Annotated in this window: 16 protein-coding genes; 8 read left to right on the top strand and 8 right to left on the bottom strand. The window is 71.5% G+C overall.

Features of this window, described 5'->3' with window-relative positions:
• Positions 1–167: 167 nt before the first annotated feature.
• Positions 168–1,268 carry an LCP family protein gene (locus ACFVYF_RS23375; RefSeq protein ID WP_389458162.1) on the bottom strand — a complete coding sequence of 367 codons (1,101 nt, stop codon included), beginning with the start codon at positions 1,266–1,268 and terminating at the stop codon, positions 168–170.
• A gap of 425 nt (positions 1,269–1,693) precedes the next feature.
• On the opposite strand from ACFVYF_RS23375, the gene ACFVYF_RS23370 reads away from it, so the two are divergent.
• From ACFVYF_RS23370 to ACFVYF_RS23345, 6 genes are read left to right on the top strand one after another with little or no spacing between them, the layout of a single operon-like run.
• Positions 1,694–3,355, top strand: coding sequence for a stealth family protein (locus ACFVYF_RS23370; RefSeq protein WP_389458160.1), 1,662 nt, complete (start codon positions 1,694–1,696; stop codon positions 3,353–3,355).
• A 15-nt stretch (positions 3,356–3,370) separates the two neighbouring features.
• Positions 3,371–4,984 carry a sugar phosphotransferase gene (locus ACFVYF_RS23365; protein WP_389458159.1) on the top strand — a complete coding sequence of 538 codons (1,614 nt, stop codon included), beginning with the start codon at positions 3,371–3,373 and terminating at the stop codon, positions 4,982–4,984.
• The gene (locus tag ACFVYF_RS23360) at positions 4,981–6,744 is read left to right on the top strand and encodes a stealth family protein (RefSeq protein ID WP_389458157.1); all 1,764 of its coding nucleotides are present in this window, start codon (positions 4,981–4,983) and stop codon (positions 6,742–6,744) included. The genes ACFVYF_RS23365 and ACFVYF_RS23360 overlap by 4 nt, the downstream gene beginning before the upstream one ends.
• Positions 6,741–8,837, top strand: coding sequence for a glycosyltransferase family 4 protein (locus ACFVYF_RS23355; protein ID WP_389458155.1), 2,097 nt, complete (start codon positions 6,741–6,743; stop codon positions 8,835–8,837). Before ACFVYF_RS23360 ends, ACFVYF_RS23355 begins: the two co-directional genes overlap by 4 nt.
• Entirely contained in the window at positions 8,834–10,801 is a 1,968-nt protein-coding gene (locus ACFVYF_RS23350) for a hypothetical protein (RefSeq protein WP_389458153.1), read from the top strand. The genes ACFVYF_RS23355 and ACFVYF_RS23350 overlap by 4 nt, the downstream gene beginning before the upstream one ends.
• A gap of 23 nt (positions 10,802–10,824) precedes the next feature.
• Positions 10,825–11,691, top strand: a complete 867-nt coding sequence (locus tag ACFVYF_RS23345) for an endonuclease/exonuclease/phosphatase family protein (RefSeq protein ID WP_389458151.1) — start codon at positions 10,825–10,827, stop codon at positions 11,689–11,691.
• A gap of 78 nt (positions 11,692–11,769) precedes the next feature.
• On the opposite strand, the gene ACFVYF_RS23340 is transcribed toward ACFVYF_RS23345, so the two are convergent.
• The 5 genes from ACFVYF_RS23340 to ACFVYF_RS23320 all read right to left on the bottom strand — a co-directional run bounded on the left by ACFVYF_RS23340 (position 11,770) and on the right by ACFVYF_RS23320 (position 18,592).
• Positions 11,770–13,896 (bottom strand): 3-hydroxyacyl-CoA dehydrogenase NAD-binding domain-containing protein, encoded by a 2,127-nt coding sequence (locus tag ACFVYF_RS23340; RefSeq protein WP_389458150.1) that lies wholly within the window; start codon positions 13,894–13,896, stop codon positions 11,770–11,772.
• Positions 13,893–15,119, bottom strand: coding sequence for a thiolase family protein (locus ACFVYF_RS23335; RefSeq protein WP_389458147.1), 1,227 nt, complete (start codon positions 15,117–15,119; stop codon positions 13,893–13,895). The genes ACFVYF_RS23340 and ACFVYF_RS23335 overlap by 4 nt, the downstream gene beginning before the upstream one ends.
• Positions 15,120–15,480: 361 nt before the next feature.
• Positions 15,481–16,761 carry a ribonuclease D gene (locus tag ACFVYF_RS23330; protein ID WP_389458145.1) on the bottom strand — a complete coding sequence of 427 codons (1,281 nt, stop codon included), beginning with the start codon at positions 16,759–16,761 and terminating at the stop codon, positions 15,481–15,483.
• Between the two features lie 152 nt (positions 16,762–16,913).
• Positions 16,914–17,573 carry a LuxR C-terminal-related transcriptional regulator gene (locus tag ACFVYF_RS23325; protein ID WP_383285626.1) on the bottom strand — a complete coding sequence of 220 codons (660 nt, stop codon included), beginning with the start codon at positions 17,571–17,573 and terminating at the stop codon, positions 16,914–16,916.
• Positions 17,574–17,965: 392 nt separating this feature from the next.
• Positions 17,966–18,592 (bottom strand): DUF3000 domain-containing protein, encoded by a 627-nt coding sequence (locus ACFVYF_RS23320; RefSeq protein WP_389458339.1) that lies wholly within the window; start codon positions 18,590–18,592, stop codon positions 17,966–17,968.
• A gap of 211 nt (positions 18,593–18,803) precedes the next feature.
• Here ACFVYF_RS23320 and hemE point away from each other — a divergent pair, with 211 nt between their 5' ends.
• Complete coding sequence (gene hemE, locus ACFVYF_RS23315; protein WP_389458143.1) at positions 18,804–19,874, top strand: uroporphyrinogen decarboxylase; 1,071 nt, start codon at positions 18,804–18,806, stop codon at positions 19,872–19,874.
• A 10-nt stretch (positions 19,875–19,884) separates the two neighbouring features.
• Here the strand turns inward: hemE and ACFVYF_RS23310 are convergent, their stop codons facing one another.
• Positions 19,885–20,703, bottom strand: a complete 819-nt coding sequence (locus tag ACFVYF_RS23310) for a rhomboid family intramembrane serine protease (RefSeq protein ID WP_389458141.1) — start codon at positions 20,701–20,703, stop codon at positions 19,885–19,887.
• Between the two features lie 125 nt (positions 20,704–20,828).
• On the opposite strand from ACFVYF_RS23310, the gene ACFVYF_RS23305 reads away from it, so the two are divergent.
• Entirely contained in the window at positions 20,829–21,161 is a 333-nt protein-coding gene (locus ACFVYF_RS23305; RefSeq protein ID WP_389458139.1) for a hypothetical protein, read from the top strand.
• 279 nt (positions 21,162–21,440) lie between these two features.
• Here the strand turns inward: ACFVYF_RS23305 and ACFVYF_RS23300 are convergent, their stop codons facing one another.
• On the bottom strand, positions 21,441–22,799 hold the full coding sequence (locus ACFVYF_RS23300; protein ID WP_389458137.1) for an FAD-dependent oxidoreductase: 1,359 nt from the start codon (positions 22,797–22,799) through the stop codon (positions 21,441–21,443).
• Between the last annotated feature and the right edge of the window lie 73 nt (positions 22,800–22,872).

The following is a 22,872-nucleotide window of genomic DNA, read 5'->3' as shown; positions in this document are numbered from 1 at the left end:
CGCCCTCGTACAACGCGAGGCCGGGTCCGCCCTCGTACAACGCGAGGCCGGGTCCGCCCTCGTACGACCCGCGCCCGAAGCGGGGCCTCGCCGACGCGGACTCGTCCGAGCAGCGCCCGACGCTGACCCCGCCGACGCGGACCCGCCCGAGCGGAGCCCGCTCGCCGTCAGGAGGCGGTGCCGCCCGTGGCCGGGGACTTCTTCGCCGACTCGGGGATCGTCTCGTCGCTCCGCAGTGCCTTCCACAGCTGGTTCGCCTGCGGCTGGGCGGCGACGACCCGGTTGGGGTCGGTCTTGTCGTACGCCACCGGCAGCATGATCGTCTCCATGGTGGCCGGGTCGACGCCGTTCATGCTGCGGCCGAAGTCGGCGAGCTTGGTCAGCGAGGCGAGCCCGGAGTCGGTGGTCAGCGACTCGGTGAGGTTGTCGGCGATCTTGTACGTCTTGGTGGGGCTGCCGAGCAGGTCCTGCTTCTTGATCTCCGAGAGCAGGGCGATCATGAACTTCTGCTGCAGGCCGATGCGTCCCAGGTCGCTGCCGTCGCCGATGCCGTGCCGGGTGCGGACGAACTGGAGGGACTCGGTGCCGTCCAGCTTGTGCGTGCCGGCCGTCAGGTCCAGGCCGCTGGACGTGTCGTGGATGTCCTGGTCGACGGTGACGGTCACGCCGCCGATGGCGTCGACGAGCCCCTTGAAGCCCGCGAAGTCGATCTCCATGAAGTGATCCATCCGTACCCCGGACATCTGCTCCACGGTCTTGACCACGCAGGCCGGACCGGCCAGCGAGTACACGGAGTTGAACATCACGCGCTTCGCCGAGGGCAGCGTGGAGCCGTCCGGCTCGGCGCACTCGGGGCGGGTCACCAGGGTGTCGCGCGGGATGCTGACGGCGACGGCCTTCGTACGGCCCTCGGGTATGTGCATCACCAGGGCGGTGTCGGAGCGTGCCCCGGAGACCTTGCCCGTGTTCAGCGAGGCGTTCGCTCCCGCGCGCGAGTCGGAGCCCAGCACCAGGATGTTCTGGCCCGAGGTGGGCAGCCGCTCGGGCCGGTCGTCACCGATCGCCTTGTCGAGGTCGACGCCCTTGATGTTGCCGTTCAGGCTGCTGTAGAGCCAGTAGCCGGTGCCGCCCGCGGCCAGCACCAGGACGACGAGGCTCAGGGTGATCCAGCGCCAGACCCGACAACGCCGACGGGGCGGTTTGGCCCGGCGGTTGGACGGTGCGCGCCTCGATCCCCGGGGGCCCGTCTCCGTCAGGGCGTGCGTCATGGCTCGGCGTCCTCTCGCTGCGTGGCTCGGTGCCTTGGACCGAACGTGGTGAAGGGCACGAGTGGGGGGAGAGGCCGGGCCCGTGCGGCGAAGAACGCCGCGCTGTGTTCGAACTATAGACCGACGGTCGGAGCTGGAGGGGCGTATCCGTCGTCACCCACCGGTCTCCGAAAGTTCAGCCCTTCTGCGAACCCCTGTGTGTTTTCTGTCATTTCCGACTGCTGTTGACAGTCGCGCAAACGCCTAGTGATGATGTGGCTGACCTGTGAAGGTTAAATCTTTGGTGTGAATGACGTCGACAGCGTTGTCGGCAGGTAAGTGGTCGCTGATTCGAGCCGGGGGGCACGAGGGGGCGAACGACCACTGGGGCTCACCGTCGGTTTCGGCCCGGTGAGGAACGAGGGGAGGGGTGGCTGTGCTTCCGCATGCGTCGGCCCGTGAAGGGCTGCGGTGTGACGACCGTTTCTGATCCCGCCGTCCATCGGGCGGTGGGCGGCTCCGGCATGCCCGCAGGGGCACGATCCGGAACCGGTGGGCGCAGCTCCGCCCCGCCCGACCGCACCACGCTGACTCCCGAACACGGTGACGTCTACGTCGAGCCGGGGCTCACCCCGCTCGCCGCCCGGGAGGCCAACCGCTCCGCACTGGTCGCGCTGCTCGACTCGGCCGGCGTCCCGCACTTCGCCGTCCGCGGCACCTCCGACCACGGCACGGTCGTCGCCGTGGCCGAGGAGGACCGCGAGCGGGTGCTCGGCGCGCTGTTCCGGGGCCTCGGTCAGTACGCCGGGCACCTGAGCGTGATCGACCCGGACGCGCCCCGGCCCGCCCGCCCGGTCTCCTCGCGCGACCCGAAGGCCTGGCGCGAGGTCGCCACCGCACGCGTCCTCCAGGTCAGCTGGTACCGCACCGACCCCGGACGCCATCTGCTGCTCGGGCACGAGTACGGCTGTGCCGTCGAGTTCTGGCAGCGACAGGGCACCCACCTCGTCGCCCCCCGGGCCAACCGGGCCGCCTGGGCGGTCGCGAGCGAGGGCGTGAACGTCCTCGGTGCCGCCCGGCTGTTCAGCCGCTTCGTCTCGGACTGGACCCCGCAGCACCTCGCGCCCGCGCTCGCCACCCGCCCCGAGTTCCTGGTGAACTGCGCGGACGACATCGCCTTCCCCGTCGACGCCGTCTACACCTGGGTCGACGGCGACGACCCCGTCTGGCAGCGGCGCAAGGCGCAGGCGAAGGGCGAGGCCTATCACGCCGAGTCGGCGAGCGACGCGCGCTTCATCAGCCGCGACGAGCTGCGCTACTCGGTGCGCTCCCTGCACCTGTTCGCGCCCTGGATCCGCAACGTCTACATCGTCACCGACGACCAGGTCCCGGACTGGCTGCGCGAGGACCTGCCGGGCCTGCGCATCGCCACCCACCGCGAGATCTTCCGCAACCCCGGTGACCTGCCGACCTTCAACTCGCACTCGATCGAGAGCCAGCTGCACCACATCGAAGGGCTCGCCGAGCACTTCCTGTACTTCAACGATGACATGTTCATCGGCCGCCCGGTCGCCCCGCACGCGTTCTTCACGCCGAGCGGCACCGCGCGCTACTTCCCCTCCCGCAACCGCATCCCCCAGGGCCCGGTCGTGGAGACCGACACCCCGGTCGACGCGGCCTGCAAGAACAACCGCGCCCTGCTCCTGGAGCGCTTCGGCCGGGTCATCACCCAGCCCATGGAGCACATCCCGTACGCCCTGCGCCGGTCGGCGATGCACGAGGCCGAACGCGACTTCCCGGAAGCCTGGGCGCGCACGTCGGCCAGCCGCTTCCGCGCGATGACGGACCTCTCGCCGACCTCCTCCTTCGCGCTCTACTACGCGGCCCTGACGGGACGCGCCCAGCCGGGCTCGATGCCCTTCACCTACTTGCAGCTCGCCGTGCCCGATCTGGCGGACCGGCTGCAACGGCTGCTCGACGGCAGGGACCAGGACTCGTTCTGTCTCAACGACGCCTTCTCGACACCCGAGGACATCGAGGCGCAACAGGAACTGCTGGACGGCTTCCTCAACTCCTACTTCCCCACCCCCAGTCCCCATGAGCGATGAAACGGAGTTCGTGACGTGTCCGACCCGACGTCGATGAGCTCCGCGGCCCTCGTCTACCAGCGACTCGTTCCCCAGCCCGTACGCTCCGCCGCCGCAAGCACCGTGCCCGGACCGGTGCGCCGCAAGGTCAAGCGCGGACTCGCCCGCACCCTGAGCCGCCGGGAGGCACGGCTGCACCGGCGTGCCCTGCGCCGCGTGCGCAAGGTGGACTTCGGGCACTCGCAGCGCCGGACCAAGTCGCCCGACGGCCGGGTCGGGCACGTCCACACCGGGCTCACGGTCGACCTGGCACGCCGCCTCGACCACGACCTGGTCACCTACGCGCTCGACGCCGCCGACATCCCCTGGTTCGCGGTCCCGGCTCTCGACGACCGCCGGATCTGCCTGGCCGTCGAGACGCGCGACAAGGGCGCCGTACGCAGGGCGCTACGCGCGTTGCTGGAGGAACACACCGGATACGTCGTCTCGGTGTCGCCCGCGAACAGCGACACCCAGGAGATCCCCGGCAGCCATGTGAAGGCCTGGAAGCACTACGGCAAGGCGAAGGTGATCCGCCTCACCTGGCTGCGCACCGAACCCACCGAGAACCTGTGGGTCGGCGAGGACCAGGGCATCGAGATCGAGTTCTGGACGGTCAACACCGACCTGCCCGGCGAGCGGCTCGCGGGCCCGCGTCCCAACCGCGTCCAGCGCACCGTCCCCAGTGACGCCCTCGGCATCGAGATCGGCCTCGACCGGCTCTCCGGCTACTGCGACATCGACGGCGACATGGAGCCGACGATCACGCTGGAGGACTTCGACATCCCACGCCTGGAGGAGATCACCTTCCCCGTCGACGCGGTCCTCCTGTGGCAGCACCCCACGCCCTGGGGCGAGGAACTGCTGCGGGCCGCGCTGCGCTCGCTGCACCAGTACGCGCCCTGGATCGATGTCGTGCACGTCCTGGCGCAGGCGCAACCGCCGGCCTGGCTGGTCGCCGACGAGCGGCTCAGTGTCGTCCCCGCGGGGCCCGGTGCCGAGTGGCGGCTGCACGAACTGCCCGACATCGCGGACAACTTCCTGCTGCTGCGCCCCGGAGCCGTGCTCGGCAAGCCGGTCCGGCCCTTCGACTACTTCACCCCGCACGGTGCGACCCGCCCCCGGCGAGGACCCTGGACCGCCGAGGAGTCCTTCGCTCCCTGGACCCGCGCCGCCTACTCCGCGACGGGCCGCGTCACCGCCCACGGCTACGCCGAAGGGCCCCAGCCCTACAGCTGCGAGACCCTCGCCCGGCTCGCGGCCGCGGGCTGTGCACCCCCGCAACTCGCCGACGGACAGCGGCTGCCCGCCGTACCCGGCACCCATCCGATGGACGGACTCGTCCACCACTTCGGCCAGGTGGCCGGGCTCGCCGACCCCTCCGGCGAGGCGTCCGTCGCGCTGCACGGCGCCCTCCCCGGCATCAGGACCCACCTCGACCGGCTCCTCGTACGCCGGGACACCCAGCAGATCCAGTTCTTCGGCCTCGGGACCGAAGAGGCCCACAGCCGGGGCGGCACCAAAGCCGTCGTGCACTTCCTGCGCCGCTACTTCCCCGTCGCCTGCGTCTTCGAGCGCGGCCAGTCCGAGGACCGGGACAACCTTTCGTGAGCATGGGCAATCCCGAGGCATCCGCCGCGGTCGGGGCGTACCGCACCCTGGTCCCCGCGGGCCTCAGACGCCGGATCGCGCGTCGCGTACCGCCGCGGCTGCGCATGGGACTCAAGCAGCTGCTGCGCCGCCTCCAGGCCCTCACCCTGGGCGCCCGCACGGTGCGCGGCATCCGCGCGCGCCGCCGCTGGCCGCACCTCTTCGGGGAGGACGAGCGGCTCTCCGTCCTCGCCGGACGCGGGGCCCAGATCGCCCTCGTACGGGAGACGGTCTCGCCCCTCGGGCTGCGCGAGGCGAACCTCGAACTCGTGGTGACCCTCCTGGAGGAGGCGGGCATCGACTACTTCGCGATCCGCGGCACCTCCGACTTCCGCTCCTGCCTCGCCGTCGCCGAGGCCGACCGGCACCGGGTGCGCCAGGTCCTCGACCGCTGCGCGCGCACCGGACCCGTCTATCTGCAGGCCTGCCAGGGCGAGACGGCGCGGGGCGGCGCCACGCTGTGCGGTTCCCGGCGCGCCCGGCACCTGGCGCGGGGGTCCGCCGTGCTGCGGGTCGGCATGGTGTGGAGCGACGCGGCCGGTTCGCTGGTCCTCGGTCTGGAGCACGGCTGCGACATCGAGTTCTGGCGGCCGGAGGACGGACGCCTGGTGGCGCCTCGTCCCAACCGTGTCACCGAGGACGTCGCCCTCGACGAGCCACGTGTCACCATCCCGGTCAGCCGCCTCACCGGCTTCGCCGCGCTGCACACCCGCCGCACCCGCTCGGTCCGCACCATCCGGCCGTGCGCCGACGCCCTGCCCGAGGACGTGCGCTTCCCGATCGACGTCGTCTACACCTGGGTCGACGGCAACGACCCCGCCTGGCAGCGCCGCCGCGCCGACTACGGCCAGACCGGCTACCACACCGAATCCGCGAACGCGGCCCGCTACATCAGCCGTGACGAGCTGCGCTACTCCCTGCGCGCGCTGGAGCAGAACGCCCCCTGGGTGCGCCACGTCTACCTGGTGACGGACCGTCAGCGGCCGTCCTGGCTCAACGAGCGCCACTCCCGCATCACCGTCGTGGACCACTCCGAGATCTTCGCGGACGCGGCCGCGCTGCCCACCTTCAACTCGCACGCCATCGAGAGCCGGCTGCACCACATCGAGGGTCTGTCCGAGCACTTCCTCTACTTCAACGACGACATGTTCCTGGGCTGCCCGGTCACCCCGCAGGACTTCTTCCTGTCCAACGGCATGACCCGGACGTTCCTGTCCCCGTCCCAGGTGCCCCGGTGGGACCTGACGCTCGGCGACCGCCCGGTCGACGCCGCCGGCAAGAACAACCGCCGGATCATCCTGGAGAACTTCGGCTCGGCCATCGTCCAGAAACTGCGGCACGCGCCGTACGCACTGCGCCGCAGCGTGCTCCTGGAGATCGAGCGCGAGTACGCGGACGTGCACCGGCAGACCTCGCACAGCAGGTTCCGCAGCCCGACCGACATCTCGATCCCGTCGTCGCTGTACCACTACTACGCGTACTTCACGGGCCACGCGGTGCCCTCGAACATCAGCTTCGCCTATCTCGACCTGGCGAAGCCGGAGATCCAGCGGCGGCTCGGCATCCTGCTGGCCCGCCGCGACCGGCAGGCCTTCTGTATCAACGACACGATCTCCGACGGCCACGACACCGACCGCCAGACGGAGATGCTCAAGCGGTTCCTCAAGTCGTACTACCCCGTGCCGAGTCCCTTCGAGCGGAAGGAGCGCGAGGTCCGGTGAAGATCTCCTTCCTGATCAACAACATCTACGGCATCGGGGGCACCAACCGCACCGTCATCAACCTCGCGGAGGCGCTCGCCGTCCACCACGACGTCGAGATCGTCTCGGTCTTCCGGCGCGCGACCGCGACGAAGTTCGAGATCTCGCCGCGGATCACCGTGCGCGCCCTGGTCGACCTGCGCCCCGGCTCCGCCGACCGCACCGCCGCCGGGAGCGACGAACCCAGCGAAGTCGTGCCGCGCCAGGAGGAGTTCTCCGCGCAGTACAGCAGGTTCACCGACGGACGCATCATCCGTGAGCTGCAGAAGACCGACGCCGACGTGGTCGTCGGCACCCGGCCCAGCCTCAACCTCTTCGTCGCCGCCCACACCCGCGACGGCGCGCTGCGGGTCGCCCAGGAGCACATGACCCACCTGGCGATCCCGCCCGCCGTCCGCGCCGAGATGGCCCGGGTCTATCCGCGGCTCGACGCCATCACCACGGTCACGGAGGCCGACGCCGGATCGTTCCTGGAGAACACACCCATCCCCGGCATCCCCGTGGTGGGCATCCCCAACAGCGTGCCCCAGCCGCTCGTACCGCCCTCGGACTGCTCGCACAAGGTCGTGGTCAGTGCCGGGCGGATGCACCAGATCAAGCGGTACGACCTGCTGATCCGCGCCTTCGGCAGGCTCGCGGAGGAGTTCCCCGACTGGCAGCTGCGCATCTACGGCGACGGCGGCGAGGCCGGAAAGCTGCGCGCCCTGGTCACCGAACTCGGCCTGGCGGGACGGGCGTTGCTCATGGGCGGCTTCTCGCCCATCGAGTCGGAGTGGGCCAAGGGATCCATCGCGGCCGTCACCTCCAGCGCCGAGTCCTTCGGGATGACCCTGGTCGAGGCCATGCGCTGCGGTCTGCCGGTGGTGTCCACCGACTGCCCGGTGGGCCCCCGGGAGATCCTGCGCGACGGCGAGGACGGTTTCCTCGTGCCCAACGGCGATGTCGACGCGATCGCCTGGGGCCTGCGGCGGCTGATGGCCGACGAGTCGCTGCGCCGGGAGATGGGCACGGCCGCGCTGCGCAACGCCACCCGGTACGACCCCGCGGCCGTCGCCGCCCGGTACGTGGAGCTCTTCGAGGACGCCGCCCGCAGGCGCGCCCGGAACGTCCGCGGCTATCGCGCGCCCGCGGGCCCGCGCGAGTCCGCGACCGCCCAGGTCACCGTGGCGCCGGTGTCGCTGGGCGCCGCCACCGTGGACGTCACCGCCGACGACGCGGGATGGCTGCGGTTCACCGCCGACGGCCCCGGCGAGGGCCGGCACCGCTGGCAGTTCGTCCTGCGGCACAAGCCCTCCGACGGCAAGCCCCGCCCCGACCTCCCGCTGCGGACCGTGCGCAAGGCGCTCGACAACGGCGGCACCCGCTACACGGCCGCGCTCACCCCCTCCGCCCTGGACGAACTCGGCGACGGGCGCTGGCAGGTGGCCATGCAGCACCCCAGGTCCTCGGCCATTCACATGAAGGCCGGCATCCGGGACACCCGGGCGCTCATCGACGCCCGGGCCCGGCTCGTCGCCCGCCCCACCGTCGGATCCGTCGGCTGGAACCTCCCCTACGCACAGCCCAACGGCCGGCTCATGCTGCGTACGGTGCTCAGGCCGGAGCACGCCGAGTGCACCGGCGTCGAGGTCGGCGACGGCGCCATCACGCTCGCGGGTGTGCTGTGCGGCGAGCGCCGGATCGAGCCGGGCGCCCTGTTCATCGTCGGCCGCCGGGGCGCGTACACGAAGACGTTCTCCGTGCCGGTGCAGATCCTCGGCCGGCAGGCGTTCCGGGCCGAGGTGCCCGTGCGCCGGGTCGTCGACCACCGGCTGGCGCGCTGGGAGGACTGGGACTGGTGGCTGCAGCCGGACCCCTTCGACCGGCGCAAGGTGCGCGTCTGCCGGCTGCTGGAGGACTTCCCGGACGTCAAGGGCGCGTACGCGTATCCTTCCGTCCCGCTCGTCGGTGACGAGACCTCCGCCTACTCCGTCGTCCACCCGGCCCGTCCGGTGTGGGTGCGTCCCTACTGCTCGGCTTCAGGAGCCATGGCCATGAATGTGGTGGACCGATGACCCCGGCGTCCCGCTCGATTCTGCACATCGTCGCGCACCAGGACGACGACCTGTACTTCATGAACCCCGACCTGGTCCGGTCGCTCCAGGACGGCGACGCGATCACCACGGTGATCCTCACCGCGGGCGAGGGCGACGGCATCAACGCCGACACCAACGACCCCGAACGCGCCTCCGTAGCACCGGACTTCGCCCGCTACAGCACCGAGCGCGGCTGCGGACTGCGGTCCGCGTACGCCCGGATGGCGACCGGCGACCGGAACGCGCCCTGGCTGCGCGAACCCGTCGACCTGGTACCGGGCTTCGCCGCGGAGCGGTTCACACTCGCCGGCCGCGACGACGTGTGCCTGTACTTCCTGCAACTCCACCAGGGCGCGCCCACCCAGCGGGGCACCCGCACCCGGATCCACGAGCTGTGGGAGGGGGCCCTGCGCACCCAGGCCACGCTGCCGGCGCACGGCTGCACGATCGGCGAGGTCCAGCACGTCACCCGCGAACAGGTCATCGCCGGGCTGGCCGCGCTGCTCGCCCACCTCCGCCCGAGCGCGGTGCGCACCATGGACCCCGATCCCGAACACGACGGAGGCAAGCAGGAGTTCGTCTGCTCGGACCACGTCGACCACACCACCACGACGCAGTTCGCGCTCGCCGCCCTCGCCCGCCACCGCGACGCGGGCCACAACCCGGTCGTGGAGCACTACCGCGCGTACGCCAACCGCTTCTGGGGCTACAACCTCGACTCCGTGGCGGTGACGGAGAAGGCCGAGTACCTCGCGACGTACGCAGGTATCGACGCGCCGCCCGGCTGCCCGCACGGCACCTGCGAGCGGTGCGGCGACCGGCAGCTGGGGCCGGACCCGTTCCGCAGTACGCACATGATGAGCGCCGCCTACCGCTACTCGCCGGCCACCGACTGGCTGCGCCTGGGTCCCGGCGGCCGGCTGAACGCCTTCGGGGTGCTGGCCGGGCGGCTCGCCTTCTGGACGGAGACCGGGCCGGCCAGCGGGGAGTGGAAGGGCCCCTTCGTGCTCGGCGAGGGCTGGCTCACGCCCACGCTCGCGGTGACCGGACGGCCCGGCGGACCGGCCGAACTCCTCGGACTGCGCCGCCAGTCGGTGGTGGGCGGCGGGGTCACCGTCGACGTCGTGCACACCGTGCAGGACCCGGACGGCAACGGCTTCAGCGGCTGGCAGTCCCTGGAGAACCCGGACTGGGCCCAGGGCGACGGACGGCGCCAGCGCGAGGTCGGCGTCCCGTCGGCCGCGGTCGACGCGGCCGGCCGGCTGTACGTCTTCGTCCGCAACTTCGAGCAGGGCATGGGTCTGCGGCGCCGGGAGACCGACGGCAGCTGGGCTCCCTGGGAGAGTCTCGGCGGCACCTTCGTCCAGGACGCGGGCCAGGCGCTCACCACCGAGAACGGCACCGTGGAACTGTACGTGCCGGGCAAGAACTCCGTGTGGCGCTGGCACCAGACCGAGCAGGGCAGCCCGTTCGTCCTCGACGACAGCCTGAAGACGGGCAGACCGGCGACCGGCGGAGTCACCGCCGTGGACTCGGGCGGCGGCCGCACCTGCCTCTACTTCCGCGAGGCCGGCACCCAGCAGGTGATGGCCTACCGCCAGCACGCCGACGGCCGCTGGCCGGGCTCCGGCGCCGGACTCGGCGGCCAGGGCGGCACCGGCGCGGTCGCCGCGCTGTGGGCTCCCGAGCGCGGTGCCCGTGAGGCCTTCCTCGCGCACCGCGGCAGCGCCGGCCGGCTCGTCGTCTCCTTGCCCGACCGGGACAAGAACGTCTCGGGCACGCACTGGCGAGCGTCGGGCGAGATGTTCACGCACGCTCCCGCGATGGCGTACGACGCGTCGGGCGCGGTGGTCGTGGCGGTCATCGGCATGGACGGCCGGCTGCACGTCAGACGCCAGTTGTCACCGCTCGTGGGCAGCCCGCTCGGACCGTGGCGCTCTTGACGGGGCGCTGTCACCGTAGGGAAATGCCGCGCGCCAGAGGCCTGTTCGTGGGGAGCGTCGTCGCCGTCCTGGTGGCAGCGATGACGTCGGCGTGCGGCGCGCCAGGACCGAAGGGGACCGGCCGTCCGGCACCGGGGCACCCCACGCTGCGGGTCCTTCAGTACAACCTGTGCGGGGCCGCCGCCCACTGCACGTGGAACGCGGGCGGGTCGGGAACCGGTACATCACTGGCCCGAGTCGTCAGCGAGGCACGGGAGTTCAGGCCCGACATCATCACCCTCAACGAGATCTGCCTCACCCAGTACGCCTCCCTCAAGCGCCAACTGGCCGCCGCGGGCCGGCGGATGGACGGCACGTACGCCTCCTTCCACGACAGCGTCCCCAACTGCGGCAGCACGGGACAGTACGGCGAGGCGGTCCTCAGCCGGACGAACGTGCCCGACGACGTCCAGGACTTCCGCCCGTTCGTCCACACCGGCGGGGAGCGCTACACCAACGAGGGCCGGACCGTGCCCGTGCACCGCGGGCTCCTGTGCGCCCACACGCGGTTCGGTGGCCGGCCGTTGACCGCCTGCACCGCGCACGCGTACGCCGACGCCCCCGAACAGCTGCGGGAGATCCGGGACTGGACCCTGGCGCCGTCACGGGACACGCCCACGGTGATCGCCGGCGACCTCAACCTCCCGCCGGACTCGTCCGCCCTGGACTACCTCACCCCGCACTTCGCGGAGGCCGACCACGACGGCGAACCCACGGCCGAGGGCCGGAAGATCGACTACGTCTTCGCGGACAAGCGCCACTTCGCCGTCGTGTCCGGTGACGCTCGCAGGTTCCCCGAGTCCGACCACGCCCTGCTGACAGCGGAGTTCCTCCTCGATCCGCAGGAGTGACGCTGCCGTCGCGGGCGGGTGCCACACAGGAGAGAAGGCCCCCGCGACGGCGGGGGCCTTCCTTCGTGCAACGGTCGGTTACGCCGGAACCGACGCCACGCCCTGCTCCAGGAACGTCTTGCCGTTCACCCGCTCCGAGACGCCCTCGCGGTCCAGGTACGGCGTGATGCCGCCCAGGTGGAAGGGCCAGCCGGCACCGGTGATCAGGCAGAGGTCGATGTCCTGGGCCTCGGCCACCACGCCCTCGTCGAGCATGAGCCCGATCTCCTGGGCGACGGCGTCCAGGACCCGGTCACGCACCTGCTCCTCGGTCAGGACGACATCGCCCTGCTTGAGGAGGGCGGCGACCTCGGGGTCGAGCTCCGGCTTCCCGGAGTCGTAGACGTAGAAGCCGCGCTTGCCGGCCTTGACGACGGCCGCGAGGTTCGGGGAGACCGTGAAGCGGTCCGGGAAGGCCCGGTTGAGGGTCTCCGAGACGTGCAGACCGATCGCGGGACCGACCAGTTCGAGCAGGACGAGCGGGGACATCGGCAGGCCGAGCGGCTCGACCGCCTTCTCCGCGACCTCGACCGGCGTGCCCTCGTCGATGACGTTCTGGATCTCGCCCATGAAGCGGGTGAGGATGCGGTTCACGACGAACGCCGGGGCGTCCTTCACCAGAACCGCCGTCTTCTTCAGCTTCTTGGCGACGGCGAACGCCGTGGCGAGCGAGGCGTCGTCCGTCTGCTCGCCGCGCACGATCTCCAGGAGCGGGAGGATCGCGACCGGGTTGAAGAAGTGGAAGCCCACGACCCGCTCGGGGTTCTTGAGCTTCGAGGCCATCTCGGTCACCGACAGCGAGGAGGTGTTGGTGGCGAAGATCGCGTGCGCCGGGGCGACCGCCTCGACCTCGGCGAACACCTGCTGCTTGACGCCGATCTCCTCGAAGACGGCCTCGATGACGAAGTCGGCGTCGGAGAAGCCCTCGGCCTTGTCCAGGACACCGGAGACCAGCGCCTTCAGACGGTTGGCCTTGTCCTGGTTGACCCGGCCCTTGAGCAGCAGCTTGTCGATCTCGGCGTGGACGTAGCCCACACCCTTGTCGACGCGCTCCTGGTCGATGTCCGTGAGGACGACCGGCACCTCGAGGCGGCGCAGGAAGAGCAGCGCCAGCTGGGAGGCCATCAGACCGGCGCCCACGACGCCGACCTTGGTCACCGGGCGGGCGAGCGACTTGTCCGGCGCACCCGCCGGGCGCTTGCCGCGCTTCTGGACGAGGTTGAAGGCGTAGATGCCGGAGCGCAGTTCGCCGCCCATGATCAGGTCGGCGAGCGCCTGGTCCTCGGCGTCGAAGCCCTGCTGGAGGTCGCCGTTCTTGGCCGCGGCGATGATGTCCAGCGCGCGGTACGCGGCCGGGGCCGCCCCGTGCACCTTGCTGTCGGCGATGAACCGGCCCTTGGCGACGGCCTGGTCCCAGGCCTCGCCGCGGTCGATCTCCGGACGCTCGACGGCGATCTCGCCCTTGAGGACGGCCGCCGTCCACAGCAGCGACTGCTCCAGGAAGTCGGCGCCCTCGAAGATCGCGTCCGCGATACCGAGGTCGTAGACCTGGCCACCCTTGAGCTGCTTGTTCTGGTTGAGCGAGTTCTCGATGATCACCGAGACGGCCTTCTCCGCACCGATCAGGTTCGGCAGGATCGTGCAGCCGCCCCAGCCCGGGACCAGACCGAGGAAGACCTCGGGGAGCGAGAAGGCGGGCAGGGCAGCGGAGACCGTGCGGTACTGGCAGTGCAGACCGACCTCGACGCCGCCGCCCATCGCCGCGCCGTTGTAGTACGCGAAGGTCGGGGCCGCGATGCCCGCGAGACGCTTGAAGACCTCGTGACCGCCCTTGCCGATGGCGAGCGCGTCCTCGTGGTTCTTCAGGAGCTCGACACCCTTGAGGTCGGCGCCGACCGCGAAGATGAACGGCTTGCCGGTGATGCCGACACCGACGATCTCGCCGGCCGCGGCCTCCTTCTCGACCTGGTCGATGGCGGTGTTCAGGTTCGCCAGCGAGGCCGGGCCGAAGGTGGTCGGCTTGGTGTGGTCGAAGCCGTTGTCCAGGGTGATGAGCGCGAAGCGGCCCGCACCGAACGGCAGATCGAGGTGGCGTACGTGCGCGGACGTGACGACCTCGTCGGGGAACAGCTCGGCCGCGCCCTTCAAAAGTTCAGCGGTGCTCACTTGTTGCCTCCGGCGTCCTTGTGGTGCGGGTTCTCCCAGATCACCGTGGCGCCCATGCCGAAGCCGACGCACATGGTGGTGAGGCCGTAACGGACCTCCGGCTGCTCCTCGAACTGGCGGGCCAGCTGCGTCATCAGACGGACGCCGGAGGAGGCGAGCGGGTGGCCGTACGCGATGGCGCCGCCGTACTGGTTGACGCGCGTGTCGTCGTCGGCGATGCCGTAGTGCTCCAGGAAGGCGAGCACCTGGACGGCGAAGGCCTCGTTGATCTCGAAGAGGTTGATGTCCTCGATCGACAGACCGGCCTTGGCGAGGGCCTTCTCGGTGGCCGGGATCGGGCCGTAGCCCATCACCTCGGGCTCGACACCCGCGAAGGCGTACGAGACCAGACGCATCCGGACCGGCAGACCGTGCTCGCGGGCGAAGTCCTCGGACGCGATGACCGACGCGGTGGCACCGTCGTTCAGACCGGCGGCGTTACCGGCGGTGACGCGGCCGTGGACGCGGAACGGCGTCTTCAGACCGGCCAGGCTCTCCAGCGTCGTACCCGGGCGCATCGGCTCGTCGGCGGTGACCAGGCCCCAGCCGGTCTCGCCGACCTCGGCGTTGGTGTTGCGCACCGAGACCGGCACCAGGTCCTGCTGGATCTTGCCGTTGGCGTACGCCTTGGCGGCCTTCTCCTGCGAGCGCACGGCGTACTCGTCGGCGCGCTGCTTGGTGATGCTCGGGTAGCGGTCGTGCAGGTTCTCCGCGGTCATGCCCATGAACAGGGCCGACTCGTCGACCAGCTTCTCGCTGACCAGCCGCGGGTTCGGGTCCACGCCCTCGCCCATCGGGTGGCGGCCCATGTGCTCGACACCACCGGCGATGACGGCGTCGTACGCACCGAAGGCGATGGAGCCCGCGGTGCTGGTGACGGCGGTCAGCGCGCCCGCGCACATGCGGTCGATGGAGTAGCCGGGCACGGACTGGGGGAGCCCGGCGAGGATGCCGGCCGTGCGGCCGAGCGTCAGACCCTGGTCACCGATCTGCGTGGTCGCGGCGATGGCGACCTCGTCGATCTTCTTGGGGTCCAGGCCCGGGTTGCGGCGCAGCAGCTCCCGGATGGCCTTCACGACGAGATCGTCGGCGCGGGTCTCGTGGTAGATGCCCTTCGGGCCCGCCTTGCCGAACGGGGTGCGGACGCCGTCGACGAAGACGACGTCCCTGACGGTACGAGGCACGATGGCTCTCCTCCAGATGCGGGATGGCACTGCTGCGCGGCGCACACGCCTGAGCGCGCGCTCACCCCCTCATGCTACTTGCGGGTAACCATGCTGCCCAGTCCCGGAGACGGGAGCGGCGAAGGTCACATCCGGAGTCGTCCCGCCGCCCTTCCCGTCCCGCGCGGCACCGCCCCGGATCTTGGCGCGATCTCGCCGTTGCCGTCGCCCCTGCGGGAGACCCCCGGAAGCGCACGAGCAAGCCCGTCCAGCCGCCCGAGCCCTGTCAGGGGCGCGAGGAGGGCGCGCGCAACTCGCGAACGACTCGCACGCGCCCGCCCTCCGCACCCGTTCGATGGAACCCGGCTCACGCCCAGCGGTGTCAGTCCTTGGCCGCCCGTGCGGACAGTGCCGCGACCAGCACCGGCGTCACCTGCTCGACCTGCCAGGGCCGCGCCCCGTACCCGGCGAGGGCCGCCGCGACGGACTCGGCCTCGGCGGCCGGCGGCTCCCAGCAGACGCGGCGCACCGTGTCGGGAGCGATCAGGTTCTCCTGCGGCATGTTCAGCTGCTCGGCCAGCGCCGACACCCCGGCACGCGCGGCGGAGAGCCGGGCCGCGGCCTCCGGGTCCTTGTCGGCCCAGGCGCGCGGCGGCGGAGGGCCGGTGACCGGCTGCCCGGGCTGCGGCAGCTCCGCGTCCGGCAGCGCCTTCGCCCGGTCCACGGCCGCCTGCCACTGGTCCAGCTGCCGGCGGCCCATCCGGTGCCCGAAGCCGTTCAGCGCGGCCAGGGCGTGCACATTGGCCGGTACGGCCAGCGCGGCCTCCACGATCGCCCCGTCACCGAGCACCTTGCCGGGCGAGATGTCCCGGCGCTGCGCGACCTGGTCACGGGTCTCCCACAGCTCCCGTACGACGGCCATCTGGCGACGGCGGCGCACCTTGTGCATCCCCGACGTACGGCGCCAGGGGTCCTTGCGTGGCGGCGCCGGGTCGGCCCCCGCGATCGCGTCGAACTCCTGCCGGGCCCACTCCAGCTTGCCCTGCCGGTCGAGCTCCTTCTCCAGTGCGTCCCGCAGGTCGACGAGCAGCTCGACATCGAGCGCGGCGTAGCGCAGCCACGGCTCGGGCAGCGGGCGGGTCGACCAGTCGACGGCGGAGTGCCCCTTCTCCAGTACGAAGCCCAGGACGCCCTCGACCATCGCGCCGAGGCCCACCCGGGGGAACCCGGCGAGGCGGCCGGCCAGCTCGGTGTCGAACAGGCGGGAGGGGATCATGCCTATCTCGCGCAGGCACGGCAGGTCCTGGGTGGCGGCGTGCAGCACCCACTCGACGCCGGAGATCGCGTCGCCGAGCCCCGAGAGGTCGGGGCAGGCCACGGGGTCGATCAGCGCGGTGCCGGCGCCCTCGCGGCGCAACTGCACCAGATAGGCGCGCTGGCCGTATCGGTACCCGGACGCACGTTCGGCGTCGACGGCCACCGGTCCGGACCCTGCGGCGAAGGCGGCGATCACCTCGGCGAGCGAGGCGTCGTCGGCGATCACGGGCGGAATGCCGTCTCGGGGCTCAAGCAAAGGGATCGGCGCCGATTCGACGTCGTCCGGAGGGCCGCCTCCGGTGGTTCGCAGTGAGCTGTCTGCTGCGGTCTCTTGGGCGTCGGTCACCTGTCAAGAGTATCTGTGTATGGACAACGCCCGCCGACGGAACGTTCCGTCGACGGGCGTCTGAGGGTCGTAAACCAGTCACGTCAGTGAAAGATCCGGTTCACGGTCGGGGGACGACCCGCTGGGGGGCGTCGGGGCGGGGCCGCCAGGGGTCAGTGGATGATGCCGGTCCGCAGGGCCACCGCCACCATGCCGGCGCGGTCACCCGTGCCGAGCTTGCGGGCGATCCGGGCGAGGTGGCTCTTGACGGTCAGCGCGGACAGGCCCATCGAGACGCCGATGGCCTTGTTGGACTGGCCCTCCGCGACGAGGCGCAGGACCTCGACCTCGCGGCCGGACAGTTCGCGGTAGCCGCCCGGGTGGCTCGGGGCACCCGGGGGGCGGCGGTGCATGCGGTTGGCGCCACCGAGAGGGGAGGCGCCGGGGCGGGAGGGGAGTCCCAGGTTCGTACGCGTACCGGTGACGACGTAGCCCTTCACACCGCCGGCGAGGGCGTTGCGTACGGCGCCGATGTCGTCGGCGGCGGAGAGGGCCAGGCCGTTGGGCCAGCCCGCGGCTCGGGTTTCGGACAGGAGGGTGAGGCCGGAACCATCCGGCAGGTGGACGTCGGCGACGCAGATGTCGCGCGGGTTGCCGATTCGGGGGCGAGCCTCCGCTACGGACGACGCCTCGATGACGTCGCGCACTCCGAGCGCCCAGAGGTGGCGGGTGACGGTGGAACGGACCCGTGGGTCTGCCACGACCACCATGGCGGTCGGCTTGTTCGGGCGGTAGGCGACCAGGCTTGCGGGCTGCTCAAGAAGAACGGACACCAGGCCTCCTGGGGTGCGGGACGGGGACCGGCTCAGGGGATGAAGCCGGGACGAACCGTGCTTTCAAGGTCACAGACGTCTTCGGCATCAAACCCGTCCGCCTTTAGAGAATGATCACGATTTGGTGAGTAACAATCCGTGCAATTCGGACGCACGATCGATCACCCGAAGATCGAACCGAGTCGATCGAGGTCATTACGCGTCCGAAAGTGGTCGTATCGACAAAGGGACGTCAAAGGAACGCCACAGGAAGGCCGGCGGCCGGGGGAGGGGGTTTGACAGGTGGTTTTGAGAGGTGGTGAGGCGGGACCGCCGGCGTACGCGGTGCGCACGCGAAAGCGCACCGGACCCGGAGGCCGGTGCGCCTTGTCAGCTCGCGCCAGTGGCGCGGTTCAGCGGGACTGCGGGCCCCGCCGCTGCGGCAGGGTGACCACCGAGGCGTCGCCCGGCGGAATGGGCGGCAGCCCCCCGATCTGGCACAGCAGATCGCACCAGGCGGCGAGGTGCGCCGCCGTGTCCGGTACCCCTCCCAGCCCCTCCCGGGGCGTCCATGAGGCCCGGATCTCGATCTGGGAGGCGGCCGGGCGCTCCGAGAGGCCGCCGAAGTAGTGCGAACTGGCGCGGGTGACGGTGCCGCTCGGCTCGCCGTACGACAGCCCGCGGGCCTGCAGCGCACCGGTCAGCCAGGACCAGCACACCTCGGGAAGGAGCGGGTCGGCCGCCATCTCCGGCTCCAGCTCGGCACGCACCAGCGTCACCAGCCGGAAGGAGCCCTGCCACGCGTCGTGCCCGGCCGGGTCGTGCAGCAGGACGAGCCGGCCGTCGGCCAGGTCCTCCTCGCCGTCGACGACGGCGGCCTCCAGGGCATACGCGTACGGGGCCAGGCGCTGCGGCGGGCGCGTCGGGTCGATCTCGATCTCCGGCCGCAGCCGCGCGGCCTTCAGCGCATCAACGGCGGCCCGAAAGGGCGGCGGAGCCGTCTGACTCGTATCCCGGTCCCCCTCCTTCGCGTCGTCCATCCCGCCAGCGCCGTCCGACAGTCGTCCCTGAGCCGCAGCCATGCGGGGAAGATTAAGGGGAACGGAGCCTCCGCGCAGGGAGGGACACCCTGCGCCGGGCCACTGTCCGTATTGCGCCGCGCGAACACGCCCCCGGCGCGCCGTGATCCGGCCACATCCGTGCCCGGTACCCGGGACGGGGCGCCCAGCTGGGCGTGCGAGACTTTCCGTCGTGAGTGCCAACGATCGCCGCCCCTCGGGCCAGCAGCCGACAGCCACGTACGAGTCCGCCTTCCTGAAGGCGTGCAGGCGCGAGCCCGTGCCGCACACGCCGGTGTGGTTCATGCGGCAGGCCGGTCGCTCACTGCCCGAGTTCCTCAAGGTGCGCGAGGGCATCCCGATGCTCGAGTCGTGCATGCGGCCCGAGCTCGTCGCCGAGATCACGCTCCAGCCGGTCCGCCGGCACAACGTGGACGCGGCGGTCTACTACAGCGACATCGTCGTCCCGCTGAAGGCCATCGGCATCGACCTCGACATCAAGCCGGGCGTCGGCCCGGTCATCGAGAAGCCGATCCGCACGCGCGCCGATCTCGCGCAGCTGCGCGATCTGACCCCCGAGGACGTCTCGTACGTCACCGAGGCGATCAAGCTGCTGACGGCCGAGCTGGGCGAGACCCCGCTCATCGGCTTCGCGGGCGCGCCTTTCACCCTCGCGAGCTACCTCGTGGAGGGCGGCCCGTCCAAGAACCACGAGCACACCAAGGCGCTCATGTACGGCGACCCGCAGCTGTGGGCCGACCTGCTCGACCGACTCGCGGAGATCACCTCCGCCTTCCTCAAGGTCCAGATCGAGGCCGGCGCGAGCGCCGTCCAGCTCTTCGACTCCTGGGTCGGCGCGCTGGCACCCGCCGACTACCGCCGCTCGGTGATGCCCGCGTCCACGAAGGTCTTCGAGGCCGTCGCCGGATACGGCGTCCCGCGCATCCACTTCGGGGTCGGCACCGGTGAGCTGCTCGGCCTCATGGGCGAGGCCGGCGCGGACGTCGTCGGCGTCGACTGGCGCGTCCCGCTCGACGTCGCCGCCCGCCGCGTCGGCCCCGGCAAGGCGCTGCAGGGCAACCTCGACCCGGCCGTCCTCTTCTCGACGACCGAGGCCGTGGAGACGAAGACGCGTGAGGTGCTGGACGCGGCGGCCGGCCTCGAGGGGCATGTCTTCAACCTCGGCCACGGCGTCCCGCCGAACACCGACGCGGACGCGCTGACCCGGCTCGTGGAGTACGTCCACACGCAGACCGGGCGCTGACGCCGCCCGCTCACCAGCTGTGCCGCGCGCGCCTGCCCCACAGCAGGTTGCGCGGCTCCGGCGGGGGCGGGGTGCCCGCGCGCAGCGGCCAGGCCAGCAGCATGCCGGCCAGGAAGCCGACCACATGGGCCGCGTAGGCCACCGTGCCGGCGGTGGAGACCGCGCCGCCGGACGAGTACACCGCCTGGAGCGCGAACCAGAAGCCCAGCACGATCCAGGCGGGCAGCCGCAGCGGCAGGAAGACCAGGAACGGGACGAGCACCCAGACCCTGGCCTTCGGATAGAGCACCAGGTAGGCGCCCAGGACCCCGGCGATCGCTCCGGAGGCGCCGATCAGCGGGTCGCCCGAGTCGTCGTTCAGCAGCGCGAATCCGTACGCGGCTGCGTAGCCGCAGACGACGTAGAACAGCGTGAACCGCACATGGCCCAGCCGGTCCTCGATGTTGTTGCCGAAGATCAGCAGGAAGAGCATGTTGCCCAGCAGATGCAGCCAGCTGCCGTGCAGGAACATCGCCGAGAGCACCGACAGCGCCGGCGACTTGTCGTAGTCCGGGGGTGCCACCACGCAGCCCGCTCCGTGCGTGCCGAGGCCGGTCTCGCCCGTGGGCACCAGCTGCGGCATCCGATGGTGGATCAACTCCTGCGGGACCACGGCGTAGTGGTCCAGGAACGCCTGGAGATGGCACAGCTGCGCGAGCCCGCTGTCGCCCGCCACGGAACCCGCGATGCCGGGTGTGTACAGGAAGACGAGGACGTTGGCTGCGATCAGCGCGTACGTCACATAGGGCGTGCGACGGACAGGGTTCACGTCATGGACGGGGATGACCACAAGGAAGTACTGCCCTGGATGCGTGCGGCGAATCGGTGAACACCGCCGGGAGCGCCTGCGTATGACTCCTAGACCGTCCGTGGCGCGGGGAAGCCGCGACGCTAAATGACGTGAGGACACAGGCGATGAACGACCGAGTCAATCCTCCGATGCAGGCCCTTCCCGATGGCGAGGCCGAGATCGCCCTGGTGCTGCACCTGCCCTGGGAGGACGTCGCCGCGCTCGGCCAGGAGGCCGGCCGGCTGGCCGCCCGCATGCAGCGCCCGGTGACCCTCGACGAGGCCGTCAGCCAGCGGCTGCGCACCAGCAGGCCCGCCGCGCACGCGAAGCCCGCCCAGCCGCAGCCCGCCGCCGTCGCGCCGGCCTCGGTCTCCTCGCTCCCCGCGCGGCCGCCGGCGGAGCAGGCCCGCCAGGCCATCGACCGGATCAACGGGTCGGCGGGACACGAGACGGCGTAGCCGCGCCGCCGCCCGCGTCCCGGCGCGGACCGGCATCGTGCGGCACGCGCGTGCGTGCGGGCCGGGGTTGTGGCGCACACGTGCGGACCGGCGTCGTGCGGCACGCGCGTGCGTGCAATGGCACACACCGGCGGCCGCCGCCGCGGCAGGGGTTGTGGCGGACACGTACGCGTGCCGTGCATCGTGGCGCAGACGTACGCACACGCACGCGTGCCGGATCCCGTGCCCGAACGCCACGCGCGCGTGAACGTCACGCGTCCACGCGCGCGTGGCGTGGTGTCACGCGCCTCGCGCGCGTACCGCGGCGGACGCCTTGCGGGCCGCCACCAGGACGGGGTCCCACACCGGTGAGAACGGCGGGGCGTAGCCCAGGTCCAGGGCGGTCATCGCGTCCACCGTCATCCCGGCGGTGAGCGCCACCGCGCCGATGTCGACGCGCTTGCCCGCGCCCTCCCGGCCCACGATCTGCACACCGAGCAGCCGTCCCGTGCGGTGTTCGGCGAGCATCTTCACCGTCATGGGGGCGGCCCCCGGGTAGTAGCCCGCGCGGCTGGTCGACTCGATGGTGACCGCCTCGAACCGCAGCCCGACGCGGTGCGCGTCCTTCTCGCGCAGTCCGGTACGGGCGATCTCCAGTTCGCAGACCTTGCTCACCGCGGTGCCGACGACACCGGGGAAGGTGGCGTACCCGCCGCCCACGTTGCTGCCGATGACCTGCCCGTGCTTGTTGGCATGCGTACCCAGCGCGATGTGCCGCTCGCGCCCCGAGACCAGGTCCAGCACCTCGACGCAGTCCCCGCCCGCCCAGATGTTCTCGTGTCCGCGCACCCGCATCGCGAGGTCGGTGAGCAGCCCGCCGTGGTCGCCCAGCGGCAGCCCCGCGGCCTCGGCGAGCGTGGCCTCGGGCCGGACACCGATGCCGAGCACGACGACGTCCGCCGGATACTCCGCGTCCTGCGTGGCGACCGCGCGCACGCGGCCGTCCTCGCCGGTGAGGATCTTGGAGACCTCGGCGTCGTTCACCATGGTGATGCCCATGCCCTCCATGGCCGTGTGCACCAGGCGGCCCATGTCCGGGTCGAGTGTCGACATCGGTTCCCGGGCGCGGTTGACGACCGTCACCTCGTAGCCGCGGTTGATGAGCGCCTCGGCCATCTCCACGCCGATGTAGCCCGCGCCGACGACCACCGCACGGCGCCCCTCGGTGGCGGCGAGGGTGTCCAGGAGCGCCTGGCCGTCGTCCAGGGTCTGCACGCCGTGGACACCGGGCGCGTCGACGCCGGGCAGGTCGGGGCGGACCGGCCGGGCGCCGGTGGCGATCACGAGCTTGTCGTACGCGGTCCACGCCTCGGCACCGGAGCCGACGTCCCGGGAGCGGACGCGGGCGCCCGCGACGTCGATCTCCACGACCTCCGTCCGCATCCGGAGATCGATGGCCCGCTCCCGGTGTTCCTCCGGTGTGCGCGCGATCAGCTGATCCCGGTCATCGACGTCGCCGCCGACCCAGTACGGGATCCCGCACGCCGAGTACGAGGTGAAGTGACCCCGCTCGAACGCCACGATCTCCAGCTCGTCCGGACCCCGCAGTCTGCGGGCCTGGGACGCGGCGGACCTGCCCGCCGCGTCGGCCCCGGACACGGCCCGACGGACATTTGTAAGGGGCAATCAGATTGGGAAAACCAACGGGGCCGCGGCGTTTAAGTACATCAAG

Origin of the sequence: Streptomyces sp. NPDC058274 (genome assembly GCF_042881375.1) — a bacterium.
GTDB lineage: Bacteria > Actinomycetota > Actinomycetes > Streptomycetales > Streptomycetaceae > Streptomyces.
Note: the sequence above shows the minus strand (reverse complement) of the source record. Positions and strands in the feature narration are given on the sequence as shown.